Raw genomic sequence first — 17,655 nt, forward strand, 5'->3', positions numbered from 1 at the left:
GAGCCTCGTGGCCAGTAAACCGTTGGTCCCGAGGGACCAAATCGTAGGGGTCTTCCGGGGTTTCAGCGACGGCGGGATGGAGTTCCACGCGGACCTGGCCCTTCCCTACCGGGCTGACTACCACCAGAGGCCCCTCCACGGCCAGTTCCTCCTTATCGAGCTGGATGGGGAGAATGAGGCGGTGCTCGGCCGGATCACCTCGCTCCGGTCCGAAGGCCGTCTGGTCTCCCCGGAGGGCGAGGACTACCTCTTCCGGCAGGCCCGCGAGGGCCAGCCGCCGCCGGAGGACATCCGCGAGCAGTACCTCAAGTTCAAGGTGAACGTGCGGGTTCTGGGGGTGCTGCGCAAGAACGGCGACGGCTCGTTCGACTTCGTCGCCTCCCACCGGCGCATCCCGCACGTAGGAAGCCCGGTGGTGTTCCCCTCGGAGGAGGTCCTCCGTGAGGTCGCCAACCACCACGCCGATGGGGCGGCCCTGGGCGTCCTGGCCATGGGCGAGTTTGTGTGGGCGGGCGGGGAGAGAGCGCGCGAGTTCCCGCTCCACCCCGAGCCATGGATGCGCCTTGAGTCGCCCCAGGTGGTCGTGCGCTTCCCGGTGGAGAACCTCATCGCCCGGCGGAGCTTCATCTTCGCCAGGGCCGGCTTCGGCAAGTCCAACCTGGTGAAGCTCCTTTTCTCGGAACTCTACCGCACCACTCCCACCACCCTGCGGCGCGGGGGTGTGAAGGCTCCGGTCGGCACCATCATCTTCGACCGGGACGGCGAGTACTTCTGGCCGGACCACCGCGGCCGGCCGGGCCTGTGCGACGTGGCGCACCTGCAGGACACCCACCCATGATCCCCCGTCAAGTGGTTTTCTCAAGCAACGGCTTCCAGTTGGGCTCCTTTGCGAGTGTGCTTGATGGCATAGGAGCTGCGATCCAGGATTTGATCGACCCGTTCGCCCAGCCACCGCAGCACATAGGCCGTGGGATAGGGCGCCGCGTGGCGGTCGAGCAGAGAAAGCTTGGCAGCATGAAGCTCGGGACGGATGCCCTCAAGCAATCGACCCGTGCGCCACATGACCCAGGCGATCCGGGCCAGCTTGGCGGCCAAGGCCACCACGGCCACCTGATGGCCCTTTTTCGCCCGTAGCCGCTGGTAAAACGCACGAAGGGCCGGCGGGCCGTGGCGGGCGACGCTGCTGGCGGCTTCCACCAGGGTCCACCGCAGGACCGCCGGGCCTTCCTTCGTAATCGACCCCCGGCGGTCCGTCGTGCCCGATTGGTAAACCCGCGGCACCAAGCCCGTGTAGCTGGCCACGTGCTTGTCGGTAGGAAACCGGAAGGGGTCGCCGATGTAGGCATAGTACGTGGCCGCCGTGATGACGTTGAAGCCAGGCAGGGACAGCAGCAACCGCACCGGCGGGTAGTCCTTCACCCGCTGGCCGATCTCCCGCTCCAGGGCCCGCAGGTGGACGTTGGTCGAGCGCAGCTGCTCCAGCGCCACCGCCAACGCGACCCGGTCGGCTGGGGACAGGTCCAGCTCCCACAGGGCCTTCAAGTGACGACGCGCTTGCCAAAGGTTACGGGGCGCGCGATAGCCGTAGCGCTGGAGCAGGCTGCGGATTTGATTCTTCCACCGGGCCCGCTGCTCAACCAGCCGCCGACGCAGATTCACCAGCGCCCCCAGCTCCCGCAGCGGCTTGGGCGGCACCCACACCCCCGGCAGCGTCCCCAGCGCCAGCCGCTCGGCCCACAGCTTCGCATCGTCGTGGTCGGTCTTACGCTTGCGCGAGCCCAACCGGCGCATGACGCGCGGGTCGACGCAGAACCTGCGCCAGTAGCTCAGCCGCCCTAATCAAAGGCCGGAGACGGCTGGGCCCACGAGGGTAGCGGGCGGAGGGGCTCTTTCTTTTTTTCGCTGGAAATGGGGGCGACAAGCCTCCAGCAAAAGGAAAGCACCCCCGGGCGACGAAGACGATGGCCAGAACACGCGACCAGGGGGTGCTACAGCCGATGGGAGCCACGCCCTCCCACCGGCGGGTCCGACAGTTCGCCGCGTACATGGCCTCCACCTTCTGCCTCGGCCGGCACCTGCGCGGCCTGCGGGATCGGCGCCGGCGGGTGGAGGTGCCCGGCTTCGTCATCGGCTGCGTGCTTTTGGTGGGGTTAGCCCTGCGGGCCCGGTCGATGATGGAGCTGGAGCGCTGGGTGCGGGCCGGCGCCTTCCGCAAGCTGGTAGGACGCCACCGATTGCCGCTTCGGGACTGCCTTCGGGACTGGGCCATGGCCGCCGACGTGGCCTCGGCGTGGGCGATCAACGACGCCATCCTGGCCACGGCCCGCAAGAACAAGACCTTCCGGGGCGGCAGCGTGCATGGCTGGCATGTGGTGGCGCTGGATGGGACCGAGGTGCTGCGCACCCAGGCCCGCTGCTGTGCGGCTTGCCAGGTCTACCGGCATCGGGACGGGCGGGTGGAGTACGCCCACCGGGTCGTGGCGGCCCAGACGGTGCGCTGGCGGCATGGGGACGAGGGGGACTATCCGAGTCGGTGCAAGGGTCGGGACGTGCCGCCGGTGGTGTGGGGCATGGAGCCCCAGCGGCCGAAGGAAGGGGAGGTCGACGCTGCCCTGCGACTGCTTCGGCGCCTGCAGGGCACGCACGGGCATTTCTGCGACGTGGTCACGGTGGATGCCCTGTATGCGCAGGCTCCCTTCCTCGAGGCGGTGCGCGCCCTGGGACTGCACGTCGTGGTGCGCCTGAAGGACGAGCGCTACGCGGTCGTCCAGGACGCAGCGGGACTGCGCCGGGGCCGCCGCTACGGCGAAGCCTTTGTCACCCGCATCGGCTCCTTTCAGGTGGAGGTGCGGGTGTGGGACAGCCCGGAGCTGACCAGCTGGGAGGGGCTCAAGCACCCTATCCGAGTCGTCTATGCCGAAGAGGAGCTGAGCTGGACGGAGCACCAGGGGACTGCCGTCTGGCACTGCAAAGCCCTTCGCATCCTGGAGGTGGCCACCACGCTGAGCCCGGCCGAGGCCAGCGGCCGGGTGGTGTGGGAGATCGCCCGATCCCGTTGGGGGGTAGAGAATGAAGGCTTCCGGCAGCTGAAGCAGGAGTGGCACCTGGACCATGGCTTCCTCCACCACCCGACCGGCATGCAGGTGCTGTGGGCGTTGCTGGCCGCTGGCTACAACCTCTTTCAGCTCTTTCTGGCCCGCCGCATCCGCCGCCGCGGTCCGTGGGAGCAGACCGAGCGGGGCGTGGCCGAGCGGCTGCGGGCGGAGCTGCTGATCGGGGAGGGACCGCTGGGGCTGTATCTGGTCCCGGACACCAGCTGACCCTCCCGCCGGCGGGTGGGGAAGCCGACCGGGCAAGCCGTATGTTGTGGAAGCCAGCCGGGTGGCCCCGGGGAGGGGGGGAGGTGCCCGGCTCGTTTTGTCCTTCTGACCCCCACCTCACCAATCAACTAACAACTTCTTACTGGTAAACACTGGCGCGATCTCTGACACAAGCATCAAAGCCGTTGACTTCTCGGCCCGATTCGCCTTATTCTGGTAGCACTCGCCGCAACTGACTCAGAGTCCTGCGCTGTGCGGTGCAGGGCCGGTACGAAAGGGGTGGTGCGCCGTGGGGATGGCTGCACGTCGTCTCGAGGCAGCGGGTGTCGCTGCGGCGCGCCCGATGGTGCACCACCCGGTTGGCCGGCGGGGCTGAGCCTTCCGCCAGGACGGCCAGGCGTCCGGCGCCGTCCTGTCCTCCTCCCTTTCCCGGTCTTGACGGGGGCTGCACCACGGGGGCCCGCCGTCTCACGAAGCTGGTGAGTCTTTCCAGACTACACCGGGAAGGGAGCCTTCTTCGCCTTGACTCAGCGCATTTGTGGCCAGGTCGTACGCGTCGAGGGGCCGGCGTTTCGGGTACGGGGCACTGACGGCACCGAGTGGCATGGCGTGGTCCGGGGCCGCCTCAAGAAGGGCAAGCGGACGGCCACCGCGCCGGTCTGCATCGGGGACGAGGTGGAGGTCACCCCACTGTCCGAAGGCCAGGCGGTCATCGAACGGGTGCTGCCGCGCCGCACCTGCCTCGTGCGGCGAACACCGCTGGGAGGCCGCCGCACCCACGGCAAGGCGCCGCCTGTCCAGGTCCTGGCCGCCAACGTCGACGTCGTCGTGATCGTCGTGCCAGCACCGGCCGTCCGGAGCACGGTCATCGACCGGTTCCTGCAGGTGGCTAGCTCAGGAGGGGTGCAGCCGGTGCTGTGCGTCAACAAGATGGACCTCGTGCCGGAGCCGGCCGCCCGGCAGCATGTGGCCGAGGTCGTCACGCCCTACATCCGCTCCGGCATCCCCGTCGTCCTGACGAGTGCCGCCACCCGGCAGGGCGTCGACGAGCTCGCCGCGCTCCTGCGAGGGAATCTCGTCGCCTTCATCGGGCCCTCGGGCGCCGGCAAGACGTCGCTGCTCAACGCGCTGTGCCCGGGCCTCGACCTGCGCACCCGGGAGGTGGATGCCCGGGGCCGCGGCCGGCACACGACGACCACCTCCGCCATCTACGACATCGGCGGGGCGCTGGTGGTGGACACGCCCGGGCTGCGGGAGGTCGCCTTCGCCCTCGACGAGAAGGATGCCGGGGATCCTCTCCTCCTCTTCGAGGACATCGCCGGCCTCGCCGCCCGCTCCCGGTTCCAGGACTGCTCGCACGTGCACGAGCCAGGCTGCGCGGTCAAGGCCGCCGTGGCCTGCGGCGAACTGGACGAGGCTCGGTACCGCGAGTACCTGCGCTTGCGCCGGGCTCTCGAGCGGAGCCCGTCAGACTAGACGGAAGTTCAGCAACCCCGATATCCCTCAAATCACGGCAATGACGCCAACGGAGTGGGATTCAAGCGTTCAGGCTTCTGGCTACGCCAGGGGAACCCCCAGCAACTGGAAGAGCCGCTGGTGCAGCGGCTCAGGCTCGCCGAGCATCTGGATTTCCTGACCGGCCACCTCGACCGTGTGGCGCTGCAGCGTCTCCAGCTGCATCATCAGCCCCTCGAAGGACCGCCGGGGGTCCTCCGCCAGCAGGGGCTCAAGCGCCCGCTCCATGTGCCAGCGCACATACAACGCCAGCATGCACAAAAAGGCGTGGGCCCGCACCCGGTCCTCCAGCCGGTGGTAGACCGGACGCAGGTCCAGGGCGCTTTTCATCGTGCGGAAGTTTTGCTCCAGGGCCCGCAACGATTTGTACGTGGCCTGCACCTTGGCCGGCTCCATCCGGTCGGCCGGCACGTTGGTGCGCAGCACGTAAAACCCGTCCAGCTCCGCCTCCCGGGCGATGGAGGCCTCCTTGCGCCGGAAGGCGAAGTGGCCGTCGCGGATCTCCAGCTGGAAGTGCTTGCCCACCTTCCAGCGGCCCAGGACCTTGCCCACGGCCACCCCGATTTCGTCGGCCGTCAGGGGCTTGCGGCGGCGACGGCGCACCCGGGCTTCGATTTTGGCCAGCTCCCGCTCCGTGGCCGAAAGCAGCGCCTCGCGCTTTTGCCGGCGCTCCTCGGCCACCAGCGGATTGTAGCAGACCACCAGCCGCTCCCCGGGCCGCTCGGGGTCGGCGATCTCCGCCAGGTCCCGCCGGTCGAACAGGCCCGGCTGAAAGAACCCTTCATCCCGCAGCTTCTGGATCTCCGGCGCCCGTAGGGCCGTGATCCACCCGAAGCCCACCGCCTCCAAATCGCTCAATCGGGCCTTGACGATCATGCCCCGGTCGCCGACGAACACGACGTACTCAATGCCGAACCGAGCCCGGACCCGGGCAATCTGGGCCTGCAGCGTCTCGGGATCCCCCACGTCGCCGGGGAACACCTCCACGGCCACGGGACACCCCTCGTCGTTGGTGAGCAGCCCCACGCAGAACTGCTTCTTGCCCCGCTTCTTGTCCCGGTTGTACCCGAAGCGGGCCAACGGGCAGGTCTTGCCCTCCAGATAGACGCTCGTCAGGTCGTACAAGACGAGGGCGTTGGCCGTCAGGTGCCGGCGCGCCAGCTTCGCCTCGATAGCGGCCTGACGGGCCAGCAGCTCGTCCATGGCCCGGTAGACGTCGTTGACGTCCTCGCCATTGTGCGGCAACCGCAGAAGCTGCGGCAACGTGGTGGTCGTCCACCACAAAGTCCCGCCCAGCTTGGAGGAGGGCCGCAGGATGCGCATGACGACGACGGCCAGGGCCAAGCGCACCCAGTCGGCCGAGCGGGAGTAGAGCACCTGGTCCAGGCCCAGCTGGCGGATCATGCCCACGACGGCGGCGACGGCCCCGTGCTGGCGGGACTGGCGAATCTTTACCGTCTGCGGCACCGGCGCCACCGGCTCGCCCCGCAGGGCTCGCCGGACCAGCTCCAGGACGGCTTCCGGCAGGTGGGAGAGGTTGGCCAGGGTCCGGTGCTTCACCTTGCCGCCTTCCCGGTAGGTCTGGCGCAGCAGGTGGTAGGTGTAGACCTTGTCGCCCTGCCGGCGGCGGATGGTCTCGATGTGCATGGCACTGGATACGCACCTCATGGCTCAATGGTAGCACATGACAACTGTCAAGGCAATACCTTAGGGCCATACTCTTGGCTACATTGGCACGCGTTCAACCGGTTTGAATGCCCACCGCTATGCGGGTCCTGCCCGCTACCAGCCCCTGAACTTCCGACTAGACGGCGCTACCGCGCCTTCCGCTCGCCCGATGGACGGGGCTCAGCAGACCGCGCGGCCGCCGTACTCGTGGGGCCCGCGTCAAGGGGCGCGTGAGCCTCGCGTGCGGCAGCCCGGGCTGAACGTAGAAGGGAAGGCCCGTTGGGCAGGCCCGCCCGCCGGGCCTTGTGTGGATGGTTGGCCCCGGAGGGCCCCGCCTCAGCTCCCCACCCCGTACCTCAGCACCACCAGCCCTGTTCATAGCGCCGCATGCCCTGCAGCTGAGGGGGATGCCCCGTCGCACCCCGCCATCCCCCGGAGACGGACCCTGCCCGCCCGGCCGGCAACCACTCAGCCCAGCAGCCTTGGCTTGCCCAGAAGCGCCCGAAGGGTCATGATCTTGCCCGCGTGGTACCCGCGATGGAAGAGGCGGAAGGCCAGCTCGTACCCGAGCGACTCCGTCCCGCCAGGGGATCTCTCGATGGGGCGGGCCAGGTCGCCGCGGCTCAGCCGGACGAGCCCGTCGTTGGCCTCGCGCAGGAGCCCCACCACCGCCTCCCGGGCGGGCAGATGGCCCTCGCCCGAGGCGCCCATCGCGAAGAGCGGCTCCCAGCCCTCGGGGACGTCGAGGGGCTGGCCGGCCTGGCGGGCCAGTCGGGCGTCGATGACAGCCACGTGCCCGATCTGCCAGAGCACCGGAGCCAGTCCGTGCGGACGAGCCCTAAGTTCCTCCTCGTTCATGTCTTCGATCAACGCCAACAGGCCATCTGCGCTCGTCTGCAACATCCGGCACAAGGCCTCGCCTGCCGCGTCAAGGGATCCCGTGGCCTGTTACGGCCGGGGCTAAAGTGGCTCTCCCGCAAATGTGGTGAACTGGAGCAACCTCAGATGCAGCAAAGGAGCCGGTGGCGTAGCAGGTCCAGTCCCGCTCGACCGTACATCATGCGCTTGATAGTCTTCAGCTTGTGGATCCACCCTTCGGTGGGGCCATTGCTCCAGGGAAGGCGCCATGCCTCGTACACTGCTTGGAAGTCCTGTTCGAGGCGATGGGCGAAGCCCATCAAGGGACGAACCCTCTCCCGCTTGACTGTGTCGATCCATGCGGCCAGGGTGTCGGCGCGACGCTGGCGTGCCATCTGGGCGAACTCCTCAGCAAGGAGCCACACCTTGGCAAAGTGGGCGTCGGTTTCGGCCAGGGAGGTCAGGTAGGCCCGCTCGGCCTGAGAGCGGCGGTTCGGAGCCTGCCAGAACCATCGCCCCAGCTGCCGGGGGGTCACCGGGCGTATGGCGGGCGGTGCCTCCTCTGAACCGCCTGCCGACCGGCGCAGCGCGGTGACGACCGCGGCAACCTGGGAGCGGCCACCCAGGTAGCCCATGGCCCGCAGTTCCCGATAGATCGCCCGCGCATTGCGACATCCCTGCTCCCATCGCTGGAGGATGTAGCTCCGGTAGGGATCGAGCTGGCTCGGGCGCCTGCGGCGGGGCCCTGTACCGGGTACCGTCGCGCTGGTCAGATAGCGCCGCACCGTCGCCCGGCTGAGGTGCAAGCGTCGGCTGATTTCCCGGATCCCGAGACCCTGTGCGTGGAGCGTGCGAACCTGGTCGTAGCGCTCGCGCCGGCGCTGCTGGCGAGCGGCCTGCTCCAGGGCACGACGTCGAAGGGCGGCCTGAGGGGTCGCCGCCAGGGTCGACCCAGGCACCACCGGCGCGGCCGGCGGGGACGGTGCCGCCTCCATGGACGGCAGGCGGAGGGTCTGGAAGTAGCGCTCCAGCACCTCGCCCAGGTTCTTGAGCAGGTGCCACCGGTCGGCCACCTGCACCGCATCCGGTGCGCCCTGCCGGATGCCTTGGGCATAACCCTCTGAGCGGTCGCGGACGACGATCTGGACGCCTGGATGGGCGCGTAGCCACGCCGCCAGGGTCTCGGGGGATCGGTCGGGGAGAAGGTCCACCGGCCGTCGGCGTTCCAGGTCGCATAGGATCGTGCCATAGCGGTGTCCTTTTCGCCAGGCCCAATCGTCGACCGCCAGCACCCGAACCGGCGGCACGGGAGGGAGCGGGATCCGCATCACGAGGCGCACCAGGGTATCCGGACTGACGGGGATCTCAAGGGCCCGAGCGATGCGGGAGGCGGCCTCGGCACTCATGGCCAGCGCCAACCTCGCCAAGAGACGCTCAAGTCGGGCGGTTCGCCGGGCATAGCGTCCCACCAAGTACGGGAATGGCTCCGTGAAGGTGACTCTGGGGCATGCGGGCTCCATGCAGAAGAAACGGCGCACCAGGAGCCGCAGTCGGACCGACCGGCTCCCCACCGGCGCGTCCAAGACGGTTCGCCACCGCCGCGAGTGAAGACGCCGGCTCCAGTGCCCGCACTCCGGGCATGCGGCGCGTCTCGCTCGACGCCCCACCACCAACACAAGGGCCTCATCGTCGACACAAGCAAGACGAATGGTATACTGGTCGACGGGTAGGAACGGGTTTCGCACACTCCCTTCACCCCTTGCAGGAAGGCGTGTGCGTCTCTTTCCTACCCGCCTTCTTGTGGACCTTCACCACATTTGCGGGAGAGCCAGTTTATCACCGGCTCCAACAGGGCAAGCAGTCACCCTTTAACGCTCCCAGCGGTGAATCCGGCCACCAGATGCCGCTGAATTACCATGAACATTGCGACAATCGGGAGCGTCATGAGTACACCCGCGGCCATCAGCATGCCCCACGAGAGGACAGCTGTTCGAGTCATCAGCCCGGTGACCACGCCGAGCGTCAGGGTCTTCTTCGTGTCGGAAGAGATCAACACGAGGGAGTACAGGTAATCATTCCACGCTACGATGAAGAGAAAGACGAACGTAGCAATGACCCCCGGCGTTGCCAGGGGCATGACAATCTTCCGCAGCCCCTGCGCCCGGCTTGCTCCATCCACCCATGCAGCCTCCTCGAGTTCAAGCGGAATCGAGGCGAAATACGATCGGAGCAGCCAGAGCGCGTAGGGTAGCGAGAAGGTGACCTGGAGGACACCCACCGAGAAGAGGGAGTCCAACATTCCAAGACTTCGGAACATCCCATGCAGGGAAATGACAAGCAGGATTCTGGGTAGCATGTATGCAACCAGGCCCACTGCAGGGAAGAGGCGATACAGCCAGAATCGGAATCGGGTAGCTGCGTAGGCGGCAGGAGCAGCCAATATCATGGAGGCGAAAGAAGCGCCGAAGGCCACCATCAGGGTGTTGAGGTAGTACCGCCCGAATCGAGTGGTGGTGAGGAGTAAACGGTAGTTCTCAGTGTTGGCCAAGTTTCGAGGGAGAAGGTCTGGTGGAACTTCGTACAGCTCTTCTGCGGTCTTGAAAGAACACGACAACATCCACAGGAGGGGGAATAGCACCCACGCGAGCAACGCGAGGAGTATAACGAGAACGGCCAATCGAACTGTTGCGTTGGCTGCCAGTCGCTTCGCAGTGGTAAGCATTACTGGAACCTTCTCTCAACCCACTGGTAAAAGAGCACCATGACAGCAGCGAAAGACCCTAACATAAGAAGCATCAGAACGCCAGTTGCAGCGGCTGTGCCAATGTCGTAGTAGCTGTATGCTTGTTGATACGAAAGGAGAGGCAAGGTCGTGGTGGAACCCAATGGCCCGCCCTTGGTAATCAAGTAAATGAGGTCAAACTCATTGTAGTTCCAGATGGCCCTGACCAGGAGAACCATAACGACTACCGGAGCGATGGAAGGCAGTGTAATGGAGGTGAATTCCCGCCACTTACTTGCGCCGTCCACCCGTGCCGCCTCATAGAGCTCTTGGGGGATGGTTTGCAGCCCTGCCAGAATGGAGATAAAACAGAAAGGGAAGAACTTCCATATACCGACGATTGCAACGCCTGCCATCGCCGTCTCGGGTCTGGAAAACCAGGACACCGGTTCTTGAATTAGGCCGGCTGCTAGCAGAAGGTGATTGGCGACCCCGAATATGTCGTTGAACATGAACATCCAGACCATCGCGACGATGACCTTTGGGAGCATGTACGGAAAGAGGATCGCCCCGCGCACCGCGTCGCGCCCCGGAAACGTTGCGTTTGCTATCAACGCGGCCACCAAGCCCAGCGCTGCCTCAGCAACGGTGGTTGACCCAGTCCATACGGCGGTGTTGCGCAGGGCCTCCCAGAAAGTGGAATCTTGGAACAGGACTCTATAGTTTTCCGAAGTCGCAGGACCAATGCTGAAGAGGGTCGCAGACCGGAAGCTCAACCATATGACGCGGACCAACGGATAGGCGACAACGGCCGCCATCGCCACCATGGCAGGCAGCACGAACGGAGCCCCTGGAGCCATGTCCCGCCAGGGGAGATACTGTGTCAACTGTTGTCGGAGCGTCCCTGAGCGAAGTCTTCGAGAAAGTGCGGTTTGCATGCAACGCCCCCCAAGGGAGTAAGGTGAGCGGGGCCGGTGTCGACGGGCCCCGCTCAAACGCACGCTTACCATTTCGGCGCGAGCCGGTCGACGCGCTCCTTGACCCGGAGGAGTTCCCTGTGCCCCCAACGCACGGCTTCACTGGCCGGGACGTTGCGAAGGATATGCATTTGAAGCACCTGCGGGAGGATCACCTCCTGTCGTGTTGCGGTGGCATACGGATTCGTGATGAGGAAGGTCTCCCTGCGATTCCCCGCGCTGTCGAAGATCCCGGCCGCGCCGAGCGGGATGGCGGCTTCGACTGCGGCAAACAAGACGCTCGCGATGTCGGGGTGCTGTTGTAGGAGAGGGTGGCTTCGGAGGCGATCGTCGTGAGCGAGGCTCCGGAGCGGTGGCAGGTTATGCCCGGGTACAGTGTTGACAAACCGAATCGCGCGGTCGCCTGTGACAAGAAACTCGAGGAAGGCTTTTGCTTCCTCGGGATGCTTAGTCGATGAGAAGACCACGTAGCTGTTCCAATTGACGTAGCTCGTTTGAAGCACGGGACCCGCTGGTAATGGCATAGCGCCGGTGGACTCGAGCAGCCGCGGATTATTCGCTGCGAGGTGCGATAGCATTCTTCCAGGGTACAGTGCACTGGCAATTCTGGTAGAGGCAAACCCGTCCAGCGTCTCGTAGAAGCTGTATGAGGCGATGCCTGGCGGCGAGTAGGCGGCAAGGCGGCCGAGGAACTCCAGGGCTCGCACTGACCGCGGGTGGTCGTACACCACGCGATAGTCGGCGTCGAAAGTCTGCCACCCCGAGGCCCAAAGAATCTCCTGCATGACGTCGTCGGTCTTGCCCGTGAGTGATGCCGGGACAGCCGTTCCGTAGATGTCGATGCGTCCGTCCCCGTTCGTATCAAGGGTCAGGCGCCTGGCGTAGTCGAGCCACTCGTCCCAGTTGCGTGGCAGGACTACCCCGTGTTGTTTCGCCAGATCCTTCCTTACCCACAAAACATCGCTATCTCCCGCATAAGGCAGAGCATAAATGTGGCCATCGACGTCGATCAGAGCGCCGGGGTAGAAGTCTTGCCTGCCGACGCGGGAGACAATGTCGTCGAGCGCCAGCAGCTTGCCCTGGCGCGCGTAGCCCACGATCTCGTCCACATTGACCTGTGCCACATCCGGGGCCACCCCGGAGGCGACCTGGGTGGCCAGGATCAGGACACGATCCGCGAAAGTGGCTGTCTCCAAGAGTACCACAGTGTCAGGATGGGCCTTCTGAAACTCGGCTATCACCTGGTAGTAAACTTCCAGAGAGGGTGGATCTGTTTCGGTGGTAAGGAAGCGAAGGACCTTCGGCTGCTCTGCCGAGACTCCTACAGTTGCCGCGCACAGCGCAATTGCCGCAACCATGATTGGCACCAGGACACGATTCAGTGTGCCAACCGAGTAACCCACCATGCGCTTACCTCCTTGTATCTTTCTTCCCGTCAGGGAGCCCCGCGACCACTACTACAGGTTCCGGATCCCTCCCGCGATCCGGACCGTGACGTCCGGGCGCGTGCCCCCTGTGGATAACCTTGTGGACAACTCAGCATGTTTTCGGGGCCTCCCAGTCGAAGCCTGGCGCAAGCCAGGTTTTGGGGCGGTGCTGTGCCTCCTTGCGGCTGATGACCGCTTCGAGAGACTGCACGCCCCACGCCGAGCGGAAGACCGCTGACCCGTACGCTGCCTCTCCCTCGGCCCGGCCGGAAGCAGCAGTCCGGAACCTCCCCGGGCCCCGGGAGCAAGGCTGATGCTGGCAAGGCTGCGGCTTGACGCCCGGGCGACGGGGGCCCCAAACCTTGGCCACCTTCCCTCGAAAGGAGGTCTTGCGTCCATGGCCCACCTGCTGTGCGTCGGCGTCGATGTGGCCCTCAAGCAAAACCGGGCCCGTTTCCTCGACGACACCGAGACCGACCGCGGCCGCCTGGCCTTTCCCAACGACGCTGGCGGCGCCGTCAGTCTGGTGGCTCAGACCTGCCGGCTGCTCACGCGCCACCAGATTCCCCGGGTCCGCTTCGGCCTGGAGGCCACGAGCTTCTACGGCTGGCATCTGGCCCTCTACCTCACCAAAGCGCCGGAGCTGGAACCCTTCGCTCCCGAGGTCTACCTCTTCAATGCCCGCACCATCGACGCGTACAAGAAGACCTACCCCGACCTACCCAAGACCGACTGGGTCGACGCCTACGTGCTGGCCGACCGGGTTCGCATCGGACGGCTGCCGCGGCCGTTCGCTTACGACGACCGGTATCTCCCCCTGCAGCGCCTGACCCGGCACCGCTACTTTCTCGTCAAGCAGCTCGTGCGCCACAAGAACTACTTTCTGGGCTACCTCTTCCTCAAATGTAGCCGCCTGGTGCAGGCCTGCCCCATCTCCGACCCCCTGGGAGCCGCCGGCCGGGAGCTGGTCCTCGCTTACCCCTCGGCCGAAGACCTGGCCGCCGCTTCCCTGGACGAGCTGGCCCGGTTTCTCGTGGACAAGAGCCGCAACAAGTTCTACAACCCCTACGACGTCGCCAAAGCCCTCCAAGCGGCCGCCAAACACTCCTACCGCCTGCCCGAACGCTTACAGGACCCGGTCAACCGCATCCTGGCCTCCACGCTCCAGATCATCCGGGACCTGGAGCGGGAGATCCGGCAGACCTCCCGGGCCATCGAGCGGGAGATGCATGGCGTCCCCTGCCCGCTGCTCTCCATCCCGGGCATCGGGCCGGTCTTTGGGGCTGGCATCCTGGCCGAGATCGGGGACGTGTTCAACTTCCCCGACGACGACGCCCTGGCCAAGTTCGCCGGGCTCACCTGGCGAGAACATGCCTCGGGCGAGTTCGAAGGCGAAGACAAGCCGCTGAGCCGTACGGGTAACCCCTACTTGCGCTACTACCTGGTCGAGGCGGCCAACAGCGTGCGGAGGTACGCGCCCGAATACCAAGCCTACTACGAGCGCAAGTTCCGGGAAGCGACCCGGCATCATCACAAGCGCGCGCTGGTGCTCACCGCGCGGAAACTGGTCCGGCTCGTCTATGCCCTGCTGCGCACCGGACGAGCCTATACCGGGACCCGGAAGGAGGCCTGCCCGGCCTGAAAGGGGCTCACCGGCCGCCCCGACAGCGTTCTCCGGCCGGCCACAAGCCCGAGGTATCAAACGCCCCCGACCCGTGAAGCCACCTGGGGGGCCACGGACGCTATTCTCGTGTCAAGGTACCCCGAACACCTATTCCCGCTTGACACTCACACCGTACGTCCTCGCATCTGGCAGAGACTTCCTTGTCACCGAGCCAAACCAACTGCACCGCACCACCTGGTCAGCAGCACTCGGACATCGGTTTCTTAGGACCCCCCTCTCGGAGAGGTTTCTCATATGAAACTCCAGGCTCCAACCGGGTACAGCGTATCGTCCAGCGGCCCCCTTGTCAAGTACCCGTTCCTCCTTCTGGGACTGACGTTTCGGTGCCCTTGACACGGATTGCCAAACGCTGTACATTTGCCGTCGGGGGAAACCGAAGTACCAAATCCGAACTGGGGAGCGCAGCGGAGGCATGGGTGTCGCAAGCCGTGCCCGGATGTGGTGCTCGGGAAGGGCCCTCTGAGGCCTGCTCCCTCTCGCGATCGCAGGTGGTACATGAGCAGGGCTCGCGTGAGTTAGGTAGTCGGGGGTGAGGGGATGAAGATCGTCGACTTGCGTGCACGTACCGTTGCGATTCCGTTGAGTGCTCAGCTGCGCCACAATACCGGGGTACACCCAGGGTACTTCGTGCGCACGATTCTTGAGTTGGTTACAGATGAAGGTGTGGTCGGCCTCGGGGAAGTCGGCGGGGGCGACCAACAACTCGCCCTTTTGCGTCTCAAGCCTCGCATTCTGGGATTGGACCCGTTCCATCTCGAGGTCATCAAGCGGAAGGTGTTACGCAGCATCTATTATATCTCCAACGCACGGCTGTATGGCGCCATCGAGATGGCCTGCCTCGACATCCAGGGCAAGGTGCTCGGGCGACCTATCAGCGATCTTCTGGGCGGAAGGGTACGGGACCGGATTCCCATGATCGCATACCTATTCTGGCGCTACGATCGGCCAGGTGGCGGCGACGACCAGCGTGCGGAGGACCTGGCTGATTTCTGTGAAGAGCTTCACGGGACCTTGGGAATCAAGGCCATGAAGTTGAAAGCAGGTGTCATGGATCCTGACGAGGAGGCTCGCGTGCTCGAGCTTTGCCGCGAGCGACTCGGGCCCCGCTTTGGCTTGCGCATCGATCCTAACGGGGTATGGTCGGTGCCGACTGCCGTGCGGATCGGCCGCCGCCTCGAGTCGATCGGGTTGGAGTACTACGAGGATCCGGCATGGGGGCTTGAGGGTAACGCGGCCGTACGAAGACAGGTACGTATCCCTATCGCTACAAACATGTATCCGAACCGATTCGACGATCTCGGGCCGGCAGTGCGCATGGGTGCGGTCGACATCATTCTGGCCGACCTGCACTACTGGGAAGGACCTCGAGGGGTCAAAGATCTGGTCGCGGTCTGCAGGACCTTCCAGCTCGGCGTCGCAATGCATTCGGGTAGCGAGTTTGGCGTCGAGCTCGCGGCAATGCTCCACACAGCGGCCACCATTCCAGAAATGACCTTCGCGGTGGACGCCCATTATCATTATCTGACCGACGATATCATCGCGGGAGGCCCTTTCCGCTATGAAGACGGTTGCATCAGGGTACCCACAGGGCCCGGGCTCGGGGTGGAGCTGGACGAAGAGAAGATGCGCTACTACCAGCAATTCTACGAGGAGAAAGGTGACTACTACGCCCGGTTCCATCAAGACCCACGGCGCCCGGAGTGGTACCCGATGATCGGAGCCTGGTAACAACCTGAAGGAGGAACAAGGAGGAACGCAGTATGGGCGACGTGCGCATGAACCTGGAGAAACTGCAGGCGTTGCGCGAACAGCTTCCGGACGTGCATTTCCCTATACCCGAGGAAGAGTTGCTGGCACGGTACGAGGCGCTCTACACGGGCGCGGTGAGCGATGTCTTGCGGGAACTGGCATTGACGGACCAGGCCCTTCCTCCCAGTATCCATCCCCTTCGCGACGAAATGAAGGTGGCCGGTTTCGCGTTCACGATCCGGAGCGTAGTAGACCCGACCCTAAAAGGGGAGATGGAGACTCGGGTGGAGATGCTTGAGCACATTCGACCCAACACAGTCTGCGTATGGAACGCGAACGGCGATGATGACGCCGCCCACTGGGGTGAAGTAATGACGGCCACCGCCAAAAAGCGGGGCTGCAAAGGTGCCGTGGTCGACGGAGGGCTCCGTGATACTGCGCAGGTGCTGGCACAGAACTTCCCGGTATGGTATCGCTACCGCTCGCCCAATGGCACGCTCTCACGATGCAAGATTACCGGCTACCAGGTCCCTGTCAAGATAGGCAAGGTGATCGTTCGTCCCGGGGATCTCATCTTTGGGGATATCGACGGAGTCGTCGTGGTACCCCGAGAGCTCGCGTACGATGTGCTGCTGAGGGCCGAGGAGATCAAGGCAGGCGAGCGCATCATCCGCGAGTGGGTCAGCCAGGGGATGTCGACGTCCGATATCGCTAAGAGGGGCGGCTACTTCTGAGCCGTGGCCAATGACTATCGCGTACCGGTGATCGACCGGATGATGCAGATTATCGGTTATCTCGAGAGCCGCCCGCACGGGGATACCCTCGCGAATATCACGCGACGATTGGGCATCCCAAAGACGACGGCGTACCGGATCCTCAATACGCTTATGACGTATCGCTTGGTGGAGCACGACGCCGGGTTAGGCGTCTACAGGCTGGGCCTCGGGCTGTTGCGAATTGCCGGTGCAGTCATTCAGTCCCTTGACCTTTTCTCCGTGAGCCGGCCCATCATGGAACAACTCAGCGCGCGGCTTCGAGAGAGCTGTAAGCTCTCGGTTCGGGACGGCGATGGAGCGCTCGTGGTGGCTGTTGTGCAGACCCCACGCAGCTACGGAGTCTCGAGCCAGGTGGGGAGTCGCTTCCCGCTCCACGCAGGGGCAGCAAGCAAGGTGATCCTGGCGCACATGCCCGAGTCTGAGCTCCAGCAGCTCGTGGAACGAGGCCTGCGGGCGTACACCTCCCAAACAATCACGGACCCGTCCAAACTGCGCCAGGTTTTGGCCGATGTACGCCGGCAGGGATGGGCTGAAGACGTAGGGGAGTACGTAGAGGGCGTGCGAGCAGTGGCAGCTCCCGTGTATGACGCCTTCGGTCGTTTGGTGGCCGCGCTTAGCGTGCCTTTCCTCGCGTCCGCGACGCCAGAGCGCGTCCTGGAAATCCGGCAGGCCGTTATCGGCGCCGCGAACCAGATTTCCGTGGAACTGGGCATACGGGGCCAGCAAACAGAAGCCGGCCGCCGTTGGGGCGGCGTCGGCCCTCCCGTCTACTAATACTCTGCCTCCTGATAAAATCACCCTCTTGCAAGGGAGGGTCTGATACCCTCGCGATGGCGCTGTCCTGTGGGCCCTCTCCCGTTTCCTGCTGGCCCGGCCGGGCCAGCTCAGGCTCCGGCCGGGGCCAGAGCCAGCAACCGCCGGGCTGGAGTTTTACAGTCGTGGGCCTTGTTGGGGCACCT

General features: G+C 65.1%; 14 protein-coding genes. 7 read left to right on the forward strand and 7 right to left on the reverse strand.

What is annotated here, in order from left to right; translation table 11 throughout:
• The first annotated feature begins 7 nt into the window (after positions 1 to 7).
• Positions 8 to 838, forward strand: a complete 831-nt coding sequence (locus VLY81_RS14015; protein ID WP_324668855.1) for a helicase HerA domain-containing protein — start codon at positions 8 to 10, stop codon at positions 836 to 838.
• 20 nt (positions 839 to 858) lie between these two features.
• Here VLY81_RS14015 and VLY81_RS14020 read toward each other — a convergent pair whose 3' ends face one another.
• Positions 859 to 1,830 (reverse strand): IS110 family RNA-guided transposase, encoded by a 972-nt coding sequence (locus VLY81_RS14020; RefSeq protein ID WP_324670433.1) that lies wholly within the window; start codon positions 1,828 to 1,830, stop codon positions 859 to 861.
• Between the two features lie 131 nt (positions 1,831 to 1,961).
• Here VLY81_RS14020 and VLY81_RS14025 point away from each other — a divergent pair, with 131 nt between their 5' ends.
• The gene (locus tag VLY81_RS14025) at positions 1,962 to 3,320 is read left to right on the forward strand and encodes a transposase (RefSeq protein ID WP_324668856.1); all 1,359 of its coding nucleotides are present in this window, start codon (positions 1,962 to 1,964) and stop codon (positions 3,318 to 3,320) included.
• A 522-nt stretch (positions 3,321 to 3,842) separates the two neighbouring features.
• Entirely contained in the window at positions 3,843 to 4,796 is a 954-nt protein-coding gene (gene rsgA, locus VLY81_RS14030) for a ribosome small subunit-dependent GTPase A (RefSeq protein ID WP_324668857.1), read from the forward strand.
• A gap of 81 nt (positions 4,797 to 4,877) precedes the next feature.
• Here the strand turns inward: rsgA and VLY81_RS14035 are convergent, their stop codons facing one another.
• From VLY81_RS14035 to VLY81_RS14060, 6 genes are all read right to left on the reverse strand, one after another.
• Positions 4,878 to 6,482, reverse strand: coding sequence for an IS1634 family transposase (locus VLY81_RS14035; protein WP_324668858.1), 1,605 nt, complete (start codon positions 6,480 to 6,482; stop codon positions 4,878 to 4,880).
• A gap of 489 nt (positions 6,483 to 6,971) precedes the next feature.
• Positions 6,972 to 7,406: a DinB family protein gene (locus tag VLY81_RS14040; RefSeq protein ID WP_324668860.1), complete on the reverse strand. Its 435-nt coding sequence runs from the start codon at positions 7,404 to 7,406 to the stop codon at positions 6,972 to 6,974.
• A 98-nt stretch (positions 7,407 to 7,504) separates the two neighbouring features.
• Positions 7,505 to 9,106 (reverse strand): ISL3 family transposase, encoded by a 1,602-nt coding sequence (locus VLY81_RS14045; RefSeq protein ID WP_324668861.1) that lies wholly within the window; start codon positions 9,104 to 9,106, stop codon positions 7,505 to 7,507.
• A 116-nt stretch (positions 9,107 to 9,222) separates the two neighbouring features.
• Complete coding sequence (locus tag VLY81_RS14050; RefSeq protein ID WP_324668862.1) at positions 9,223 to 10,083, reverse strand: carbohydrate ABC transporter permease; 861 nt, start codon at positions 10,081 to 10,083, stop codon at positions 9,223 to 9,225.
• Positions 10,083 to 10,922, reverse strand: coding sequence for a carbohydrate ABC transporter permease (locus tag VLY81_RS14055; protein WP_324668863.1), 840 nt, complete (start codon positions 10,920 to 10,922; stop codon positions 10,083 to 10,085). Before VLY81_RS14055 ends, VLY81_RS14050 begins: the two co-directional genes overlap by 1 nt.
• A 164-nt stretch (positions 10,923 to 11,086) precedes the next feature.
• Positions 11,087 to 12,466, reverse strand: a complete 1,380-nt coding sequence (locus VLY81_RS14060) for an ABC transporter substrate-binding protein (protein WP_324668864.1) — start codon at positions 12,464 to 12,466, stop codon at positions 11,087 to 11,089.
• A 418-nt stretch (positions 12,467 to 12,884) separates the two neighbouring features.
• Here VLY81_RS14060 and VLY81_RS14065 point away from each other — a divergent pair, with 418 nt between their 5' ends.
• The 4 genes from VLY81_RS14065 to VLY81_RS14080 all read left to right on the forward strand — a co-directional run bounded on the left by VLY81_RS14065 (position 12,885) and on the right by VLY81_RS14080 (position 17,470).
• Positions 12,885 to 14,129, forward strand: a complete 1,245-nt coding sequence (locus tag VLY81_RS14065) for an IS110 family RNA-guided transposase (protein WP_324668865.1) — start codon at positions 12,885 to 12,887, stop codon at positions 14,127 to 14,129.
• Positions 14,130 to 14,708: 579 nt separating this feature from the next.
• On the forward strand, positions 14,709 to 15,899 hold the full coding sequence (locus tag VLY81_RS14070) for an enolase C-terminal domain-like protein (RefSeq protein WP_324668866.1): 1,191 nt from the start codon (positions 14,709 to 14,711) through the stop codon (positions 15,897 to 15,899).
• Positions 15,900 to 15,931: 32 nt separating this feature from the next.
• The gene (locus tag VLY81_RS14075; RefSeq protein WP_324668868.1) at positions 15,932 to 16,654 is read left to right on the forward strand and encodes an RraA family protein; all 723 of its coding nucleotides are present in this window, start codon (positions 15,932 to 15,934) and stop codon (positions 16,652 to 16,654) included.
• A gap of 3 nt (positions 16,655 to 16,657) precedes the next feature.
• Positions 16,658 to 17,470, forward strand: coding sequence for an IclR family transcriptional regulator (locus VLY81_RS14080; RefSeq protein WP_324668869.1), 813 nt, complete (start codon positions 16,658 to 16,660; stop codon positions 17,468 to 17,470).
• Positions 17,471 to 17,655: the final 185 nt, after the last annotated feature.

Source organism: Limnochorda sp. LNt (genome assembly GCF_035593265.1).
Taxonomy (GTDB): domain Bacteria; phylum Bacillota; class Limnochordia; order Limnochordales; family Geochordaceae; genus Geochorda; species Geochorda subterranea.